At 52.4% G+C, this 19,175-nt stretch carries 19 protein-coding genes; 4 read left to right on the top strand and 15 right to left on the bottom strand.

Annotation, left to right across the window (positions count from 1 at the left end; translation table 11 throughout):
• Positions 1-74 precede the first annotated feature (74 nt).
• Entirely contained in the window at positions 75-2,060 is a 1,986-nt protein-coding gene (locus tag DZC79_RS13700) for a M1 family aminopeptidase (RefSeq protein ID WP_118952163.1), read from the bottom strand.
• A gap of 214 nt (positions 2,061-2,274) precedes the next feature.
• Between DZC79_RS13700 and DZC79_RS13695 the strand changes: the two genes are divergently transcribed.
• Together DZC79_RS13695 and gloA2 are read left to right on the top strand one after the other, a co-directional pair.
• A complete protein-coding gene (locus tag DZC79_RS13695; RefSeq protein ID WP_118952162.1) occupies positions 2,275-3,525 on the top strand; it encodes a hypothetical protein in 1,251 nt (416 codons plus the stop codon).
• Positions 3,526-3,671: 146 nt separating this feature from the next.
• Positions 3,672-4,061, top strand: a complete 390-nt coding sequence (gloA2, locus tag DZC79_RS13690; protein WP_118952161.1) for an SMU1112c/YaeR family gloxylase I-like metalloprotein — start codon at positions 3,672-3,674, stop codon at positions 4,059-4,061.
• Between the two features lie 3 nt (positions 4,062-4,064).
• Here the strand turns inward: gloA2 and DZC79_RS13685 are convergent, their stop codons facing one another.
• A complete protein-coding gene (locus tag DZC79_RS13685) occupies positions 4,065-4,700 on the bottom strand; it encodes a hypothetical protein (RefSeq protein ID WP_118952160.1) in 636 nt (211 codons plus the stop codon).
• Positions 4,701-4,850: 150 nt separating this feature from the next.
• Between DZC79_RS13685 and DZC79_RS13680 the strand changes: the two genes are divergently transcribed.
• Positions 4,851-5,252: a SpoIIAA family protein gene (locus DZC79_RS13680; protein WP_118952159.1), complete on the top strand. Its 402-nt coding sequence runs from the start codon at positions 4,851-4,853 to the stop codon at positions 5,250-5,252.
• 18 nt (positions 5,253-5,270) lie between these two features.
• Positions 5,271-5,636 (top strand): nuclear transport factor 2 family protein, encoded by a 366-nt coding sequence (locus DZC79_RS13675; RefSeq protein WP_118952158.1) that lies wholly within the window; start codon positions 5,271-5,273, stop codon positions 5,634-5,636.
• A gap of 57 nt (positions 5,637-5,693) precedes the next feature.
• Here DZC79_RS13675 and panB read toward each other — a convergent pair whose 3' ends face one another.
• The 13 genes from panB to DZC79_RS13610 all read right to left on the bottom strand — a co-directional run bounded on the left by panB (position 5,694) and on the right by DZC79_RS13610 (position 18,983).
• Positions 5,694-6,509 (bottom strand): 3-methyl-2-oxobutanoate hydroxymethyltransferase, encoded by an 816-nt coding sequence (panB, locus tag DZC79_RS13670; RefSeq protein ID WP_118952157.1) that lies wholly within the window; start codon positions 6,507-6,509, stop codon positions 5,694-5,696.
• 52 nt (positions 6,510-6,561) lie between these two features.
• Positions 6,562-7,383, bottom strand: coding sequence for an SDR family oxidoreductase (locus DZC79_RS13665; protein ID WP_118952156.1), 822 nt, complete (start codon positions 7,381-7,383; stop codon positions 6,562-6,564).
• Positions 7,384-7,429: 46 nt separating this feature from the next.
• Positions 7,430-8,491, bottom strand: coding sequence for a 3-oxoacyl-ACP synthase III family protein (locus tag DZC79_RS13660; RefSeq protein WP_118952155.1), 1,062 nt, complete (start codon positions 8,489-8,491; stop codon positions 7,430-7,432).
• A 53-nt stretch (positions 8,492-8,544) separates the two neighbouring features.
• Positions 8,545-8,805, bottom strand: a complete 261-nt coding sequence (locus DZC79_RS13655) for an acyl-CoA-binding protein (RefSeq protein WP_118952154.1) — start codon at positions 8,803-8,805, stop codon at positions 8,545-8,547.
• A gap of 41 nt (positions 8,806-8,846) precedes the next feature.
• A complete protein-coding gene (locus DZC79_RS13650) occupies positions 8,847-9,299 on the bottom strand; it encodes a DUF2147 domain-containing protein (RefSeq protein WP_198666892.1) in 453 nt (150 codons plus the stop codon).
• A gap of 36 nt (positions 9,300-9,335) precedes the next feature.
• On the bottom strand, positions 9,336-9,848 hold the full coding sequence (locus DZC79_RS13645) for a DUF4442 domain-containing protein (protein ID WP_118952153.1): 513 nt from the start codon (positions 9,846-9,848) through the stop codon (positions 9,336-9,338).
• Positions 9,845-10,312 carry an acyl-CoA thioesterase gene (locus DZC79_RS13640; RefSeq protein WP_118952152.1) on the bottom strand — a complete coding sequence of 156 codons (468 nt, stop codon included), beginning with the start codon at positions 10,310-10,312 and terminating at the stop codon, positions 9,845-9,847. Before DZC79_RS13640 ends, DZC79_RS13645 begins: the two co-directional genes overlap by 4 nt.
• Positions 10,313-10,361: 49 nt before the next feature.
• Positions 10,362-11,699 (bottom strand): SGNH/GDSL hydrolase family protein, encoded by a 1,338-nt coding sequence (locus tag DZC79_RS13635; protein ID WP_118952151.1) that lies wholly within the window; start codon positions 11,697-11,699, stop codon positions 10,362-10,364.
• 18 nt (positions 11,700-11,717) lie between these two features.
• Entirely contained in the window at positions 11,718-12,947 is a 1,230-nt protein-coding gene (locus DZC79_RS13630; RefSeq protein WP_118952150.1) for an OmpP1/FadL family transporter, read from the bottom strand.
• 112 nt (positions 12,948-13,059) lie between these two features.
• The gene (locus DZC79_RS13625) at positions 13,060-14,856 is read right to left on the bottom strand and encodes an acyl-CoA dehydrogenase family protein (protein ID WP_118952149.1); all 1,797 of its coding nucleotides are present in this window, start codon (positions 14,854-14,856) and stop codon (positions 13,060-13,062) included.
• Positions 14,857-14,944: 88 nt separating this feature from the next.
• On the bottom strand, positions 14,945-15,325 hold the full coding sequence (locus DZC79_RS13620) for a GxxExxY protein (RefSeq protein ID WP_232831829.1): 381 nt from the start codon (positions 15,323-15,325) through the stop codon (positions 14,945-14,947).
• Positions 15,326-15,379: 54 nt separating this feature from the next.
• Entirely contained in the window at positions 15,380-16,558 is a 1,179-nt protein-coding gene (locus DZC79_RS13615; RefSeq protein WP_118952148.1) for an acetyl-CoA C-acyltransferase, read from the bottom strand.
• A 46-nt stretch (positions 16,559-16,604) separates the two neighbouring features.
• On the bottom strand, positions 16,605-18,983 hold the full coding sequence (locus DZC79_RS13610) for a 3-hydroxyacyl-CoA dehydrogenase/enoyl-CoA hydratase family protein (protein WP_118952147.1): 2,379 nt from the start codon (positions 18,981-18,983) through the stop codon (positions 16,605-16,607).
• Between the last annotated feature and the right edge of the window lie 192 nt (positions 18,984-19,175).

The following is a 19,175-nucleotide window of genomic DNA, read 5'->3' as shown; positions in this document are numbered from 1 at the left end:
GTGTAAAAAAATGAGCGCAGGCTACCGGACCGGGAAGCCCATAGCGCATGCTGACGCATGTCCCGGCGCTTGTCTTAATATCCCTTTACCAGGCGGAGTACCTTATCTGTGCGCTGCTTGTCCGTTACCCGCAGGAAATAAATTCCTTTGGGGAGGATCTGGCCATTAATGTGTGCCGTATTACTCCTGCCGTTACTACCCTGCCACAGGCGTCGACCCAATATGTCGAACAATGCCAGGCTGCAGTTTGCCGGCATACCTTCCACCAGCCAGGAGCTGGCCGAAGGATTGGGATAAACCAGGAATAACGTGGTATCAGAACCCTGTACGGACAGCAGCGAATGATCGCGGCGAGTGCTGTCGGTACGCAGCAATACATGATGGCCGGGATCGAGCGCAATACTGTCTACAGGCCGGTCCCAGGCAAAAGCAAAAGTCTCTTCAGCGTTACGGTTATCAACATGAACTACCGTATCTCCCGCCGCGCTGTAAAGCCTTATGGGCAGCCTTGTACGAAACAAAGGCACGGAAGCCGGCGCAGAGCCGGATTGTTCCAGGTGCACGAATACCTGGCCGCCGGTTTGGTTCCACCGCACCTGGTACACCGGGAAGCCCTGCCCGTATATCCATTGCGCAAAAAAAGTGTCCAGGGTGCGGCCCAGGAAGGCGGCGGCCACCGATTTGAATTGCTCTGTGCCCGCAGTCCGGTAAGCGTACTGATCCTGGTAATGCTTCATCATACTGAAGAACAAGGTATCGTTATCAAAAATATACCGTAGCGTATGGGCGATCACAGCACCTTTGGCATAGCTGAGCTGGTAGCTGAAGATACGACCGGTCGTTGTCGTATCGGCGCAGTACACCGAGCCCTCCGGTACGCTCCTGGCCTGATCGTGCAGCCCGCTCATGATCGCAGCGCCGGAGGCCTCTCCCTCGCTATGCGACCGGTAGAGATAATCAAGATAGGTGGCCATGCCCTCATTAAGCCATATATCGGCCCAGGAAGCGCAGGTCACATGATCGCCGAACCATTGGTGTCCCAGCTCATGCGCTACCAGGGAGGTATTGAAATTGTTCAGGGTGGTCATAGTCTGGTGTTCCATCCCACCGCCCAGCGGCGTGGTGCAATGACCATATTTTTCTTTCCAGAAAGGATAGCGGCCGAACAAGCTTGAAAAGTAACTGACCATATCTGCCGTTGCATCCATGCCCGGCTTGTATTGCGTAAAGGCCGCTGTATCGTTGTAAATATAATTCTGTACCAGCATTGAGTCGTTGCTGTTCTCAAAATGCATGTAGTACGCGTATTCGTCGTAAGGCCCCACCGCCATCGAGATCAGATAGTAATCGATAGGATAACGGCTCTTCCATTCAAAGCGCGAACGGCCACCGGGCAGCGGGGTCACCTGTTCCAGCAAGCCGTTGCTCCCGGCCCTCAGACCGGAGGGTACAGTGATCCATACATCTGAAGAATCGATCTTATCCTGCAGCGATTGCTTCACCGGCCACCAGTCGCTGGCAAAGTAAGGTTCGCTTAAGGTATAGGTAATGGATTGCTTCCATTCCGGGGAGACTTCTGTTCGTATACCGGCAGAAAAAAAACCTGCCCCGGCAGCCGGTTGTCCCCGATAATACACCTGCACCTCCAATGCGGCCCCGGCAGGCAATGCCGTGGGCAGTGTGACTTCGCGTACAGTACCGGTAGTGCTTACCGGTAGCAGCACCCCGTTGAGCCGCAGCGAGTCGACGGTATAACCCTCCGACAGCTCGAACACATAATGCTGCATCGGTGCATCGCCCACCACAGCCCTTGTATAGGCGCTGCCGCTCAGCTGCGGGCTAAGGTTGTCGAGCGCCAGGTCAAGCTTTATATAGCGGAGGTCATAGCCCTCCTCGCGCGCGTCGGCGACCATGGGCTTTTCCTTGCCGCGGGTGGCATCCAGGCGCTTCTGGCGGCTGCAATCGTAATGGGTCACATCCGGTTGCGCCAGCGATGCCATCGTCGGGAGAAACAGCAGTATAACGCAAAACAGGTTCTTCAACAGCAGGTGAAAGCTCATGAGGCATTAAATTAACAGGCGACCACTCACCGCTTGTTCTTTTCAGCTTTGGTGAACAGATTCGGAGCAATTGAAAAAGTATTAGAGTATCTGCATAAAGATATTTAAAAATACCGGCCCGCGCTTGTGATAAACGGCTCTTTACCGCATACCATCTTTCCGGTATATCCCGATACCCTATTGACATTTAGATCCCATTGATTATTTTTAGCACATGAAACAAACACCACCCTATCTGCTATTACTCGTATTACTGGGCCTCGGCCTCAACACACAAGCCCAGTCCCATTTTCTGAAAGGCTCTGTTACCCGCAGCGACGGCAGCGTGGGGAACGGCTGGATCGACTACCGGGAATGGGAGCTGAACCCCGAGCACATCCGCTTCCGCGCGCAGGAAGGGGCAGCGGCGCTTACTTACGGCGCAGATGATATCAGTGCTTTTGAAGTGGATGGTATAGCTTATTACCGCAGGGCATTAGTGACGATCAGTATGGACAAGCGCGTGCGTGTAGAAGCGGGCATGCAGACCGGGCCACCCGAAAAGAGCTCCAGGACGGCCACTGTATTTCTCCAGCAGCTCAGGACCGGCCCTTCCTTTGCTTTGTATGGATATACCGATGCCGTCAAGACCCGGTACTATGTGCTGAACATAGAGAAGAATATTTACACGGAGCTAACCTATCAAAGGTATTACGATTATCATGAGCCGCCCCGTGTCATTACCAATAATCTTTTCCGCAACCAGTTGCAGGCCTTTACGGCAACAGCACCGCAAGCTACACGGCAAAAGCTGCTCCGGAAGCTGAGTACCGCCGAGTATACTCCGGCCTCGCTCAGCGCGATCATCGACATGCTTAATGGGAAAACAGCGAAGGAACAAAAGCTGAAGCTTTTCTTTTATGCGGGTCTTGGCATCAGCCGTTGTCATGGGGTATATAAGAACGGCTATTTTTTTGCCGACGGTTCTTCCACAAAGACCTCTTATATGCCCAAGCTATCGGCGGGGATGGACCTTTTTAACAAGAGCCGTATCAAGCGTATTATTTTCCGTGCCGACCTTAGCCTTACCGCGGCGAAGATGGGCATTACCCACCCGGAGGCCAGCGGCAAAATCTCCTCCCATCATTTTTCCCAATACTCGCTTTCCCTGTCGCCACAGGTGCTCTTTAATATTTATAATACCGATAAGCTGAAAGTCAATGCCGGCGTGGGTGTTGCCATGAATTTCTCGGCTTACAAAAACGAGCCGGTGTATGCCTACAACACCATATATCCCAGGGAGGAGAAAGTTAAGCTCAGTCCGCTATGGGCAAGCTTTCCTGTCCGGGCAGGTGTTATACTGGCACAAAAGTTCGATATTTACGTCCAGTATAATACAGGCGCCTACTTCACCTCGGGCAACACGTATTTTATGATACGCAGCGATGTGCTACAGGCCGGTGTCAATATATTGTTCTGGAAATAAAGATTACCTGGATGTCCGCATGAAGGAAACAAGCGCCTGTTATCTTGAAGTACCCGCCGTTGTTGGTGTTTTCACCAACAACCAGGTCAACCATAATGACCGGTAATGCGTATTTGTTTCCTATATGCAGATAATCAATAAAATTTATGCTCCCCCTCAAAGGTATTCATCATATCGCGCTCATTTGTTCGGACTACGAACGGTCGAAGCATTTCTATACCCGGATACTGGGTCTTATGGTCCTTAATGAAACCTATCGCGCCGAAAGGCAATCTTATAAGCTGGACCTGGCGCTCAACGGCCTTTATGTGCTGGAGCTGTTCTCCTTTCCCGATCCGCCGCCCAGGGCCAGCCGGCCCGAAGCCGCGGGACTGCGGCACCTGGCCTTTGCGGTAACAGACCTGGAGCATACCGTAGCGCTGCTCGAAGAGCAAGGAATAACAGCAGAACCGGTACGTACCGATGCCCTTACGGGCAGACGTTTTACCTTTATCGCCGACCCTGACCAACTGCCCATTGAATTTTACGAGCAATAGCCGCTACCACTTATATGAAAGGCCCACATTGAGCGCGCTCATCTTATCAGGTCCGAACTCAAAGTAAGCGCCAAAGCCCTTGACGATATAGTAACGGGCGCCCAGCCTGAGCGAGAACACACCGGTATTGTCGCTCACCTTCGTTTCCGTACCGGTGCCGTCGCTGGGCTGCGACTTTACGCTCACCGTTTTAAAGCCGAGGCCAATGCCAGCATAGCAATCGAGATGCTCCACCTCGATCAGCTTATTAAAGTGGTAAAAGCCATTGACCCCGAAGCTCAATGCGTTGGTACGGTAATCTTTGGGCGCTGCCTTGTTCATCTGGTCTTTCGCATAGGCGTAAGCGCCATAGACGCCCAGGCCTATAGCATCGGCCAGGCCGTATTCGTACTTAAGGTATATAGGACCGATATTGGTATGGCTGATCTTTTCTTCGAGGTTGACATTGAGATAGCCTGTTCCGGAAGTATTGCCCAGGCCATAGCCGAAGGTCAGTATCTGGGTACCACGGTCGAATGTACCGTTATTACGCTCTTTGTAGGGCTGGTCGTAGAAATTGACCGGAGTTTGTGCATAAGACTTAGCATTACTTCCCAGTAACACCATACACAGGGCGCCGGCTAGCTGTGCGATGTTCATAACTTTCCTTTTTATGTTGAAAGAATGGTGTTTGGCGACAGGGACAGGACAGTGGTGAATAGCATTACTACCGTCCTGTCATATCTTAATTTCAAACAATTGATCTATTCGATTGTTTGAGGATAATATACTCGAAACACAACATATTCTATGATAGAGCGATTGATGAATCTGCCGTCGAATGTAGTAGACTTCAGGGCAACGGGCAATGTGACCCGGGAGGATTTTGAGCAGGTAGTGATGCCCGAAGTAGAACGGCTGATTAAAAAGACCGGCAAACTGAATTACCTGCTGATCCTCGATACACCGCTGAAGGAATTCACTTTCGGTGCCTGGATGCAGGATGTGCTGCTGGGCATCAAGCACCTTACGCAATGGAACCGGGCCGCTATTATCACCGACTCTTCCGGCGTCCAGCATTTCACCCAGGTATTCAGCGCATTGATGCCTGGTGAATTCAGGGGCTTTGATAAGCTGGATATCGATGTCGCCGTGGATTGGGTATCTGAAAAAAGTGATAACACAAAAGGTAAAATGGATTTTAACGGATAGCTTTGCGCTCAAAAAAAAATGACTAAGGCTTTGCAACATGAGCATATTGCCCGGCAATGGTTCGCTGCGTTCAACACGCATGCGCTGGAGCAATTGCTGGCACTATATGATGAAGAAGCGCAGCACTACAGCCCCAAGCTAAAGCAGCGGCAACCGGAGACTGAAGGCTTGATCAAAGGTAAAGCCGCCTTGCGTGCCTGGTGGCAGGATGCTTTTGAACGACTCCCTGGCCTGCATTATGAAGTCACTTCGCTTACTGCCAACGAAGACAGGGTATTTATGGAATACATCAGGCAGGTACCGGGAGAGGAGGATATGCGGATTGCCGAAGTGCTGGAGGTCAGCGATGGCGGTATCATCGCTTCCAGGGTATATCACGGCTAGACCAGGCAAGCTAAACAAACAGGTCCGCAGCGGAGATGCGTGCGGACCTGTTTCATTTTAATATTGTTCCTGCTCGTTGGGAAAGTCTTTGCTCTTCACATCGGCGATATACTGGCCTGCTGCGGCTTTGATCTCATCGTACAAGTTCAGGTAGCGCCTGAGGAAACGCGGCGAAAAATCTTTGGTAATGCCCAGCATGTCGTGCATCACCAGTACTTGCCCATCGACATGCATCCCTGCGCCAATGCCGATCACCGGTATTTTCAGCTCCTCGGCCACACGCTTGCCCAGTGCCGCGGGTATCTTTTCCAGCACCAGCGAAAAGGCGCCGGCTTCCTGTACCGCATGCGCGTTACGGATCAGCAGCTCAGCTTCCGCTTCTTCCTTGGCCCGCACACTGTAGGTACCGAACTGGTAGATGGATTGCGGGGTAAGACCAAGGTGCCCCATAACCGGGATACCGGCCGATACGATGCGGGCAATAGACTCGCACACTTCAGCGCCGCCTTCCAGCTTCACAGCATGCGCTCCCGATTCCTTCATAATACGGATAGAAGAATTCAGCGCTTCTTTGCTGTTTCCCTGGTAAGTACCGAAGGGCAGATCGCAGATCACGAAGCAGCGCCGGGCTGCCCGTACAACACTCGATGCGAGGAAGATCATCTGGTCAAGCGTAATGGGCAAGGTGGTTTCATGACCGGCAATTACATTGGAGGCCGAATCACCGATCAGCAGGATATCGATACCTGCTTCATCGAATATTTTGGTGAACGAGTAGTCGTAGGCGGTCAGCATGGAGATCTTTTCTCCACGCTCTTTCATTTTCTGTAACGTGTGGGTCGTTACGCGTTTTATTTCACTGTGTACCGACATGATTATTGATTTGAGGGTGTAAATGTACCCTTTTTCACTAAAGCAGCAAGCGTTACAGGAAAAGGTCCTTTTGCAGGCTGCCACCGGGATTGACGGCATAGGTATCGAAGTCGGTTATACCCGCTTCTTTCAGTATGGTCTCATCAAGCAGCTGCCTGCCGGAGAGCTTGCCCGGGCCCTGCTGCAGGATATAGAATACTGCATCAGCAAGGATATCGGGTTTACGGCTTCTTTGCATCAGGTATTCACCTCCCAGCAGATTGTTCACGGCCGCCGTGGCAATAGTTGTAACCGGCCATAGCGAATTGGAGGAGATACCATCTTGCTTAAATTCTTCGGCCCAACCCATGGCCATCATGGTCATGTTGTATTTGCTCAGCGTATAGGCAATGTGTGCGCCCAACCACCTGGGCTGCAGGTCTACCGGCGGCGATAAAGTAAGGATATGGGCATTCCTGGAACGCAGCAGGTACGGAAGACAATGTTTGGTTACCAGGAAAGTGCCCCGCACATTAATATCGTGCATCAGGTCGAAGCGCTTGCTTTCCGTGTCTTCGGTATTGGTAAGCGATATCGCCGAAGCATTATTGATTACGCCATCTATGCCGCCGAATACCGATACCGTCTGGGCTACAGCATCCTGTATCATTTCTTCGTTACGGATATCACAAGGTACGGGCAAGGCTTTGCCGCCGGCCTTTTCGATCTCTTCCGCGGCGGAAAAGATGGTTCCGCCCAGCTTGGGATTTTCTTCTACCGATTTGGCAGCGATAGTAATGTTAGCGCCGGCAGCTGCCAGCTTCAGCGCAATCGCTTTCCCGATGCCCCGGCTCCCGCCGGTGATCAGGAAGGTTCTATTTTGGAAAAGGGACATAAGATCTTAGAGATTATAAGGATTTAAGAAGCTTGCCACGGGGGTATTACACCCGGTAAGCAAAGGCATTGATGTGCATGCCCGCGCCTACGGAGGCCAGCAGGATCACATCGCCCGGATGCAGCTGATGCTCCGGCAGCTTTCCCTTACGGACCAGGTCGAGCAATGTGGGTACCGTAGCGACTGAGCTGTTGCCCAGCTTATGAATGCTCATAGGCATCACATGCTCGGGAACAGTATCTTTTCCGCAAAGTGCAAAAAAGCGTTTAATGATCGCCTCGTCCATCTTCTCATTGGCCTGGTGAAGGAATACCTTTTTCACTTCATCGATAGCAACGCCCGATTCGTCCATACAGGCCTTCATCGCCAGCGGCACCTGCCCGAGCGCAAATTCGTAGATCTTCCTTCCCTGCATTCTGATATACCTTGTATCGGGCGTTACGCCGGGTTTCAGCGAAGTATCGAAATCGAGATAGTAGACCTCATCATAGGTATACGAGCGGCTGGCCATACCTAAGATACCGGCGTCGCCTTCGCCCCGCTCTATGATTGCAGCACCGGCGCCGTCGGCGTAGATCATGGAATCGCGGTCGTGCGGATCCAGCACCCGCGACAAGGTCTCGGAACCGATCACCATGTATCGCTTTGCGGCACCGGTTTTGAGGAACTGGCTGGCAATGATCATCCCTTGTATCCATCCGGGACAACCGAACAGCACGTCGAAAGCCACACAAGCGGCATTCTTTATCCTGAGATTGTGCTTTACTCTTGCGGCCAGGGACGGCACAGTATCCGATTGTCTTTGCCCATACGGTATATTGCCATAGTTATGGGCAATAATGATGCCATCCAGTGTTTCGGGATCTATGCCGGCATCCGCGACCGCTTCCTGCGCAGCCAGTGTGGCAATGTCGGAAGACTGCTGATCGGGCCGCACGTAGCGCCGCTCTTCTATACCGGTAATGGCCCTGAACTTGCGGATGATTTCAGCAGGGTCGGCTTCAATTAGGCGATGCGATGCGTCGTAGAACTGGTGCTGTAAAAATTCATCTTCGCCGATGATCCGTTCCGGAATATAGCTTCCAGTGCCGCTTATCCTTATTGCCATATATGTTGTCATTTTCTTCGCCGGGGCATTATTGCACCGGCCGGGCTGGGCTGTTATTTTTTTGCCAGCCGGCTCACCAGGTCGACATATCGCTGCATTGCTGCCTCCTTGTCCAGACCCAGTTGTGCCGCCCAGGCCTCATGTTTGGCCCTGGCTACAAAGTCGAAGGTACCGAAATCTTTTTTCTCCGGAGCATCGCCGGCAGTGGCTTGCTTATACAAGCCGTACAGCTGCAGCAGCGTATCGTTATCCGGCTTTTCAGGTAAGTTTTTGCTGGCCGCCACTGCGGCTTCAAACTCGGCTGTGGTCGCCATAATCGGTTCAATTAGATAAATAAGAAAATAGTTTACAGTTATTAGTTAGGACTCCGGGTCCAGGTGGTTGTGCGCCCCAGCATCGAGATGCCCACATAACCACGTATCGACAACTGGTTGTCGTTTTCATAGGTAATTTTGCAGCTGTAGGTCTTCCCGTTCTTGGGATCGTAGATCGTACCATCTTCGTAGGTCTTCTCCCCGTCCTTATTGAAGGCTTTCAGGATCAGCAACCCTATGATCGGCTGCGAACGCAGGCTTTCCTTGGGATTATTGACATCTGTTTTAGGCTTACCGTCCTTATTGGGCTCTTTCAGCCATACGATCTTACCATAAAACTTTCCGTTCTTCGCTTTATAGATCTCGATCTTCGCTTCTTTTTCCTGGTTCAGCCAAAAGCCTTCCACCCTGTCTTTCTGGGCATAGGTGGCTTTGGCTCCGAATAGCAGCACGCCCAGCAGCAGCGCCGACAGCAAGATTATTTTTCTAAACATAAAGCTCCATTTTATACGTGAATAAAAGCGTTTTACTTAATCTGTTTTGGTCCTCACATGCTTCCAGGATTTGATCTGCCAGTTGATCAGCCCGGTACAGATATGGTTACCTTCCGTGTCGTACACCTCTACCGGGAATTCTTTAAAGATTACCTCTGCCAGCTCCAGCGGCTGCAGCACATCCCGCGCAAAATCGCTTTCCGGGAGGCTGAACGTCACCGACACATCTTTCTTCGCCTGGTAGTGATAAGTCATGTGAATGTTCTTCAGTATGATCCGGTAAGCAGCGGGATCGAGCTTCAGCAGCAAGCTTAATCCCGAAACGTATTCACATAAAGTAGCCAGCAGGCAGGCATGAATCCCTTTAATATGGTTGCGGTTGGAGCGCACATTCCGGGCTGTGATCGTCAGGCTGTCGTCGCCGATGCGTGTCACCTTCAGGCCATGCGGCTTATTGAAGGGCACGGTACGCAGCAGGCCCATGTTGAGCAGCCATAGCTGAAAAGCGGAATGCCGCGCTTTCGCTACCTGTTGTTGTAAGCGGTTCATCCTTGCTGTGCGGTTTTATCGGGTACGGGTTCCAGTACAAAATCGCCGGTGCGGGGCAACTCCTTCAGGAAGCGTTCCCGGAAGGCCTCAGGCGGTGCCGTCAGCTTTCGCTTCAAGGTATCGATCCAGGCGCCGTCCACCTGTACCCTTGCAGCCAGTACTCCATCGTTACGGATGATCTCCTGCAGAAATGACCAGCGGGAGCCATCTTCCCTGCACTTGCTGAGCAAGCAGGTCACGCTGACACTATGGCCCAGCAAGACTTCCCGCAGGTAGACAGTTTCCTCTCGGAACAAGATCGGTCCTATCTTAACCTCCTGCATTACTTTGATGTCCATGCCCAGCCGCTCCAGCATCTCCAGCCTTGCCTGCGCGGCAAAGTCGGCATAGGCACTGTGGCGCAGATGCATATTGGCATCCACCTGGGCCCATAATACTTTCGCTTCCAAAAAGAATTTATCCATATTTAAAGCAGGGGAGCCGGTATAGTGGCTCCCCGGGGTTTCTATCGGTTTACGGAAAACGGACACCGCCATATTTGTTGACATCCACATTCGGGATCGATGCCTGGTAGGTCTGGTTGATCATCCTGATGATCTCGTTCGCCACCAGCGCATAGCCACGCGGGGTCAGATGAATACCATCCAGCGAGAACGCCCCGCCGGTCACAAATGCCGGTGTATAGGTCACGCCGTTCCAGGTAATGCCCGACTGAAGGCTCTTCAGGTAAGTGTTGGCATCGACCAGGGCCAGGCCATGACGGTTGGCATTGTCGGCAATCACCTGGTTGAAAGCAGCAGTAGCCACCTTTACATTATTCACTTCAGCAGCGTCCAGCACAAATCGTTCGGGAATGGGCTTCGCGCTACCCCAACCGCCGCACTTCAGCGAATCACCCGGTGTCGTGATCAGGATGTATTCACCCGGCTTTATCTGGCGACGCAAGCCGGGAGCCGTAGAATCTTCGATGATGAAATAATTAGGACCTTCTGTAAAAGAGATACCCAACGGGGCATACAATGCGCTCAGCTGCGCTGCCTGCGTAGCATCCAGCACCAGTCCTTTAGGATTGATAGTGGTGAAATAAGGGATCGCGGTTACGTCGGGAATATTGATCAGTGCGCCTTTCGGACTCCTGCCGCTGTTGACCAGACTTTCAACTACTTTGTTGTAGGTGGCCGTAAACACAGGCAGGGGCGAAATATCGCTCAGGCCTATACCGCCGTTAGCCCCTTCTCCGCCGGCTGTGGCATAGCCCAGCACATCGTTGCTACCCAGCCACATAGTAAAGAAGGTGGGCACCGGTTGTAATGCCGCTTCAAGCGGGCGTTGCATGGGACTGGAAAAGAAACGGCCGGCATAGGGATTAGCCATACCGTAACCTGCTACATCGTAGTCGATGCAACGGATACCGGGAATGCCTACGTTATTGTAGGGACCTCCGGCAGCGATATTGACAGCACTGCCTGCAGTATCGGGCAGACCTGAATACAGCTTGGGACCCAGCGAGGCCACTCCTTTGCAATCCACCACGATATCCAGTACCCGCTTGGGAAAGCGACCTGCTGCCGGTGCTATGGGCCAGCCCGATTCGCCGGGCAGCAGGGGCTGCCTGAAGTCGCCGCCGCCAACCAGCTTAAACTGGCCGGCCAGCATATTGGGATAGGAATTTTCCTGCCCGCTGCGGTATAGCGAACCGTCGGCAAAGCCTGCAGTGAGCGAGTTCCCGATCGCCACATAAGTGGAGAAATCGGCCTGGCCCGCCGAAGGCATCTCAGGATCAATCTTGGATTTGCAGGAGAAGGTCAGCAGTGCAGCTGAGGCTGCTATAAGAAGATATGACTTTTTCATCTTTGGTTGGATTAGCGGTTAAAAAGTATAGGATACGCCGATAGCGGGCAGCAGGCTTTTCACCTGGTAAGCGCCCTGCATTCCTGCGGGATCATAGGAAGTATTTCGTTTGGGCGTAGTCGTATAATTCAGCGCCGCCATAATGCTGAGCCTTGGCAGGGGCTGGTAGGTAGCGCCGCAGGACAAAGTAAGCCTGTTGCCGTCTACGGCATCGGGCGACAGCAGGTTATCGCGTGTAGGCGTGGGATCGTAGGCGCCACCGGCCATGATCGCAAACTGGTTATCGATCTGGTAATGCGCACCCAGCCTGAAGGCCACGGTATTTTTATAAGAGCGGGGATCGTGGGTGTCCTGCACTGATTTATTTTCCGCAAAATCGAAGCTCAGCGAATCATAGGTTTTCCAGCCAGCAAGCACCACGTCGGCCTGTACCATCAAGTCGCTGGTGAATTTATAACCCAGGCCTACGGTAAGGATCTCGGGCAAAGGCAGCTTGGAATCGAAAGTGGTATTGGGAAAGTTACCGGCCAGACTCGCGGGCACTGTAAAGGTAGCATCTCCGCCATTGACATCCATTTTCACTTTGGAACGGTAGGAAACACCGAACTGGAGGTCTTCCGTCGCTTTGATCTGTACACCGACATTAAAGCCAAATCCGTTGGCGTTGCCCTTTAATTTGGCTTGTCCGTCGTTGCCATTGATATCCTGCACCGGGATCGCTTTTTCAATATCCACCGTACCCCTGGCGTAGACAAAGCCTGCGCCGACCGAGATCATATCATTGATGGCATAGCTTACTGTCGGCTGGAAGAAAAAGCTCTGCAGGCTGATCGATTCCACTACGTAGCGGCCGGTCCAGGTATTGCCCCAATCGAGCTTGTTGCCGAAAGGCGTATAAATGCCCAGGCCCACACCGATCTTGCTACCCTTCCTGATAGGGCCGCCTACATATACAGCAAAGGGTGTGGTGGTATGTGTATTGGAGCTGGCCGAATAGCCACCGGTTGGCGTCTGCACATACTTCACGTTGGGCGTAACGATGTTGACGCTGCCATAGGCCTGTATACCGCTCAACCGGGATAGTCCACCAGGGTTGAAGAAGATAGTAGAAGCGTCCCAGGGCCAGGCCACACCTGTTCCGCCCATAGCTGTTTGCCGTATACCTTGCAGATTAAGTTGGAAGCTGCCCCCGAAAGCCATCGAAGAGGCCAGCAGGACAGTAGCGGTAAGCGTACAGATCTTTTTCATCTTTTTTGTTTTGGGTTATTGAATGGATTACCTGTGGATCCGTATCCCGGCAACAGGGCTTTCGGAAAAACTGGAGCGGCGGGAAGGTGCTGCCTTCCCGCTGCTTTATTGGTTAAAAGCAATACTTATTGGCTTCGATCAGCTTGGCAGCAATAGCCCTGCGGGCTTCGGTGGTATTAAAGTCGTCCGTTTTGGTAAAACGCTTCAGCCCCATCATCATCATCCGGCGCTCGTCGCCATCGGCAAAAGCGTTCAGCGCATTGCGGCCTGCGCTGTGTATGCGCTGGGCGGCATCGAAAAGATAAACCTTAGCTATGGCGATCTTTTCCTTTGCCACCTCTTCGCCGGTACGGGCGACAAGCTTCTCCACGCGCAGCAGCACTGATTCGCTGACATACAGCTCGATCAGCATGTCGGCCAGGTACAGGATCACTTCCTGCTCCTTGCTCAGGCTCTGCATCAGCTTCTGCACGGCAGCGCCGGCTGTCATCAGGATCGCTTTTTTGAAGCCGGATATGTATTGATGCTCCCTGGCAAAAAGGCCCTCTTCCTGCACTCCGAAATCCGGTATGCTCATCAGCTCTCCGGCTACCTTTTGTGCCGGTCCCATGAGATCCAGCTCTCCCTTCAGGGCGCGCTTCAGCATCATGTCGACAGAAAGCATGCGGTTGATCTCGTTGGTACCCTCAAAGATACGGTTGATGCGGGCATCGCGGTAAGAGCGGTCCATCGGCGCTTCGGCGCTATAGCCCATACCGCCATAGATCTGCACGCCCTCATCGGTCACATAGTCCAGTACCTCGGAAGCATGCACCTTGATGATCGCCGCCTCTATAGCAAATTGCTCCGTGCCCTTCAGCTTGGCCTGCGCGGCATCCATACCGCCGGCGATATAAGCATTGGTCGCGTCCTCGATATTCTGGCTGGCGCGGTACACCGCAGCTTCAGAAGCGTATGTACGGATCGCCTGCTCGGCCAGCTTGTATTTAATGGCGCCGTACTTGGAGATGGGACGGCCAAACTGCTCGCGTTCCCCGGCATAATTAACTGCTTTGCTGATCACTTCCTTGGAAGCGCCCAGCGCTGCACCGCCCAGCTTGATACGGCCCAGGTTCAGGATATTCACTGCGATCTTGAAGCCGTTCTCCCGTGTGGACAGCAGGTTTTCTACCGGCACCTTACAGTCGTTGAAGAATACCTGGCGGGTAGAGCTGCCTTTGATACCCATTTTATGTTCTTCGGGATTCAGCGATATGCCTTCAAAACTTTTCTCTACAATAAATGCGCTCAGGTTTTTGTCATCATCGATCTTGGCAAATACGGTGAAAATATCGGCGAAGCCGCCGTTGGTAATCCACATCTTCTGACCGTTGAGGATATAGTGCTTGCCGTCGGCGGAAAGTGTGGCTTTGGTCTTGCCCGAATTCGCATCCGATCCTGCGCCTGGCTCTGTAAGGCAATAGCAGCCTTTCCATTCGCCGGTGGCCAGCTTGCTCACGTACTTTTTCTTCTGCTCTTCATTGCCATAGTAAAGGATGGGCAAAGTGCCGATGCCGGTATGGGCCGAAAGGGCCACCGCAAAAGAATGTCCGGCGCCCAATACTTCGGTAGTCAGCATGGAGGTCACAAAGTCCTTACCTACGCCGTTATATTCTTCCGGCACGCTCATCCCCAGCAGCCCCAGCTCGCCGGCCTTGTCCAGCAGGGAAGGCATAAGGCCCTCTTCCTGCTCGTCGATGCGGTTGAGGTTGGGATCGACATTTTGTTTGAGAAAATCGCGACACATTTCCGCGATCATCTTTTGTTCTTCGTTCCAGTCTTCGGGAATAAAGATATCTTCGGCTTTAGTATCCTTGATCAGGAATTCGCCGCCTTTGATTGCAGAAGCAAGCTTAATCGTATCAGACATGATATGGATAATTTTATGATTTAGATTATTCGTTTTCTATTAACCGCAAAGAGGCAAAGAATGGCGCGAAGAACACAAAGTATAGCGCTCATAAGCCATTAACAATACGCTTGATACCTTCTTTAAGTCGTGCAACATTAAAATTGATTAATAAACCGAGCTTGTAGTTAACAAGCTTCAGATAAGTTAATGTCTGAGCCAAGTGCACATCATGCAATGCATCGACACTTTTTAGTTCTACCAACAGCTTATTCTCTATTAACAAGTCTATCCTGTATCCGCAATCCAACCTAACCTCTTCGAAAACCAAAGGCATAGGCTTTTCAACTTCAACATACAGGTCGGACTGCTGTAACTTATAAAACAAACAAGCCTTATATGCACTTTCCAGGAGTCCAGGTCCGAGCGCTGTATGAACTGCTAAGGCCAGGCCAATAACTTTATGAGACAATTCGTTTTCAGACATCATATAGTCAATACTGTCTTTGCGTTTCTTGGCGCATCCTTTGTCTCTTTGTGGTGGTTACAGCCTTTCAAATATACCCGCAGCACCCTGCCCTGTACCGACACACATAGTCACCATGCCGTATTTCTGCTCACGGCGTTTGAGCTCGTCCAATACCTGCACTGTAAGCTTGGCCCCGGTACAGCCCAAAGGATGGCCTAAAGCTATCGCTCCACCATTGACGTTGACGATATCCGGGTTCAGACCCAGCTCCCTGATCACGGCCAGCGACTGTGAAGCGAAAGCTTCATTCAGTTCGATAAGATCGATATCATCTTTCTTCATACCGGCCAGCTTCAGGGCCTTGGGAATGGCTTCTATCGGCCCGATACCCATGATGCGGGGCGGCACGCCGGCAGAGGCATAGCTTACCATACGCGCTACAGGAGTAAGGTTATTTTCTTTCAGGAACTGTTCGCTCACTACCATTACAAAAGCCGCGCCGTCGCTGGTTTGCGAAGAGTTGCCCGCGGTAACGCTGCCGCCTGCGGCAAACACAGGCTTCAGCTTGGCCAGCGCTGCTACGGAGGTATCGGCGCGCGGCCCTTCGTCGGTATCGACCACGTACTCGCGGGTCTTTTTCTTACCGCAATTGGCGCCGATGTAGGTTTCCTTCACAGTCACCGGTACGATCTGCTCTTTAAAGCGGCCTTCTGTTATGGCTTTCAGGGCTTTCTCATGCGAATGCAGAGCAAACTGGTCCTGGTCTTCGCGGCTTACTTTGTATTCTTTGGCTACCTGCTCGGCGGTAAGGCCCATGTTCCAGTAATAATCGGGATGCGCCAGCGCAGTATCCGGGTCGGGCACCACGCGCCAGCCACCCATGGGGATAAGGCTCATACTTTCAGAACCGCCGGCGATGATGCAGTGCGCCAGTCCGCTGTGGATCTTGGCCGCAGCGATGGCAATGGTTTCCAGTCCCGAGGCGCAGTAGCGGTTTACGGTCATTGCCGATATTTTATCGGTATCGAAGCTCATTAAAGAGACAAAACGGGCAAAGTTGAGGCCCTGTTCGGCTTCCGGCATGGCATTGCCCACGATAAGGTCATCCACCTGTTCGGCATTGACCTGGGGTACCGACGCCATCAGGTGTTTGATCACATCTGTCGCCAGCACATCGGGACGGGTGAAACGGAAGCCGCCCCGGGGCGCTTTGCCCACTGCTGTTCTGAAACCGGTTACGATATATGCGTTCATTTGAATTTTTATTTTTTCTCGCAAAGGCGCAAAGGCGCAGCGTTTTTTAGTTACGTAATACTTTACCTCCGGTCAATATCGACTGGATACGCTCCAGGGTCTTCTTCTCAGTAGTGAGGCTGAGGAAGGCTTCGCGTTCCAGGTCGAGCAGATACTGTTCGTTGACTTCGGTAGGCTGCGACAAGTCGCCGCCGGCCAGCACATAGCCCAGCTTCTGCGAGATCTTGACATCGTGTTCGCTGATGTAGTTGCCCGTGAGCATAGAATTAGCGCCCAGGTAGGCCAGGCCCAGGGCCTGCTTGCCCAGCACTTTGATGTCTTTCCGGTGCGCCGGTTGCACATAGCCGGCATTGGCCAGGTCCAGGCATTCGGCTTTAGCTTCGGCCAGCAGGCGGTTGCGCGAGATCACCACTTTATCGGTACCACGGCGCAGGTAGCCCAGCTCAAAGGCTTCTTCTGCCGAGGTAGATACTTTTGCCTGGCCTATGGTAAGGAAGCGATCGCGGTAAGCATTGAGGGCTACATCGCCTTCGTGCAGGGAATCGGACAGCCGTACGGCAAACTCCTTGGAGCCGCCGCCTCCGGGAATCAATCCCACACCGAATTCGACGAGGCCGATGTATGCTTCGGCATGCGCTACCACCTTATCAGCATGCAGGCACATTTCGCAGCCGCCGCCCAGGGCCATATTGTGCGGCGCTACCACAACCGGTATGGCAGAATAGCGGATGCGCATCATCGTGTTCTGGAACTGGCGTATGGCAAAGTCGAGCTCATCATACTCCTGCTCTACGGCCATCATAAAGATCATGCCTACATTGGCGCCGGCGCTGAAATTGGCGCCCTCGTTGGAGATCACGAGGCCTTTGTATTCTTTCTCGGCCAGGTCGATGGCCTTGTTGATGCCTTCCAGCACTTCTCCCCCGATGCTGTTCATCTTGGTATGGAACTCAAGGTTCAGAATACCATCGCCAATGTCGGTGAGCGTGGTGCCGCTATTCTTCCACAAGGTCTTGCTCTCGCTTATATTTTCCAGCAGGATAAACTCTTCGGTTCCGGGAATGATCTTATAGGATCTGGAAGGAATATCATAATACAGCCGATGACCGTTTTCAACCTTGTAGAAGGTACTGTTACCGGCAGACAGCATATCGTATACCCATTGGGCAGGCTTGTTGCCGGCTTCTTCCATCGCCTTCAGCGTGGCTTCCACGCCCAGGGCATCCCAGGTATCGAAAGGACCAAGCTCCCAGCCATAGCCGGCTTTGATCGCATCATCGATCTTATACAGCTCGTCGGAGATCTCCGGGATACGATGGCTTGAATAGGCAAACAGCGGGAATAAGGTAGCGCGGTAAAAATCACCGGCCTTATCCCTGGCAGCGATCAACATCCGCAGCCGCTGCCGCAGGTCGTCCACCGGCTTCGTCGCTTCCAGGGCTGCAAACTTCACTTTCTGCGAAGGCTTATACTCGAGCGTCTTCAGGTCCAGGGCATGGATCTCGCTTTTGCCATCCTCTCCTTTTACCTTTTTAAAAAAGCCCTGCTCTGTTTTGCTGCCCAGCCATTTGTTGGCGATCATCTTATTGACGAAGTCGGGCACTTTCAGCATATCCTTCGCTTCATCACCGGGTACATTTTCTACCAGGCTGCTGGCCACCAGGGCCAGGGTGTCTATTCCCACCACATCGGCAGTGCGGAAGGTCGCCGACTTGGGCCGGCCCACCACAGGTCCGGTAAGCTTGTCCACCTCTTCCACTGTCATACCGGTCTTCTCCACATACTGCAGCAGGCTCATCATGCTAAACACACCAATACGGTTACCGATAAAGGCGGGTGTATCCTTAGCCTGTACAGTGGTCTTGCCCAGGAATTTTTCGCCGTAGTGCATCAGGAAATCCACCACTTCCTTTTCCGTATCGGCAGTAGGAATGATCTCGAGCAGCCTGAGGTAACGCGGCGGGTTGAAAAAGTGTGTACCGCAGAAATGTTTCCGGAAGTCTTCGCTGCGACCTTCGGCCATCAGGTGTATAGGAATGCCGGAAGTATTGGAGGTGATGAGCGAACCGGGCTTCCGGTATTGCTCTACATTGGCAAACACCTGCTTCTTGATGTCCAGCCTTTCGATCACCACTTCGATCACCCAGTCGCAATCTTTAATACGGGGCAGATCGTCGTCGAAGTTACCGGTGCTGATCCGGCCGGCGAAAGACTTGCTGTAGATAGGAGAAGGATTGGATTTGAGCGCGAAGGCCAGCGCGTCGTTCACGATCTTGTTGCGGGCTTTGCTGTCGCCCTCGGGCGCATCCTTGGGCACAATGTCCAGCAGCAGCACTTCCAGTCCTATATTGGCGAAATGGCAGGCGATACGGCTGCCCATTACCCCGGACCCCAGCACAGCTACTTTTTTAATGATCCGATTCATTTGGAGGTTAGCTATTAGAAATTAGATATTAGATGACAGATGTTCGTATTGGGTATTAGTGTATGATGTCTCAAGTATTGGGCATTTGAATTTTAGAATTTTGCTTCTGGAATTTGGATTCTGAAACTTGGAATTTAAATTTTTGAAATTTGGTACTTGATACCTGGTTCTTGATTCTTAAATCCTGGCTCG

Origin of the sequence: Taibaiella helva, from assembly GCF_003545695.1 — a bacterium.
GTDB classification, from domain to species: Bacteria; Bacteroidota; Bacteroidia; order Chitinophagales; family Chitinophagaceae; genus Taibaiella; species Taibaiella helva.
The sequence above is the reverse complement of the archived record's forward strand: the minus strand, read 5'-3'. Positions and strand labels throughout refer to the sequence as shown.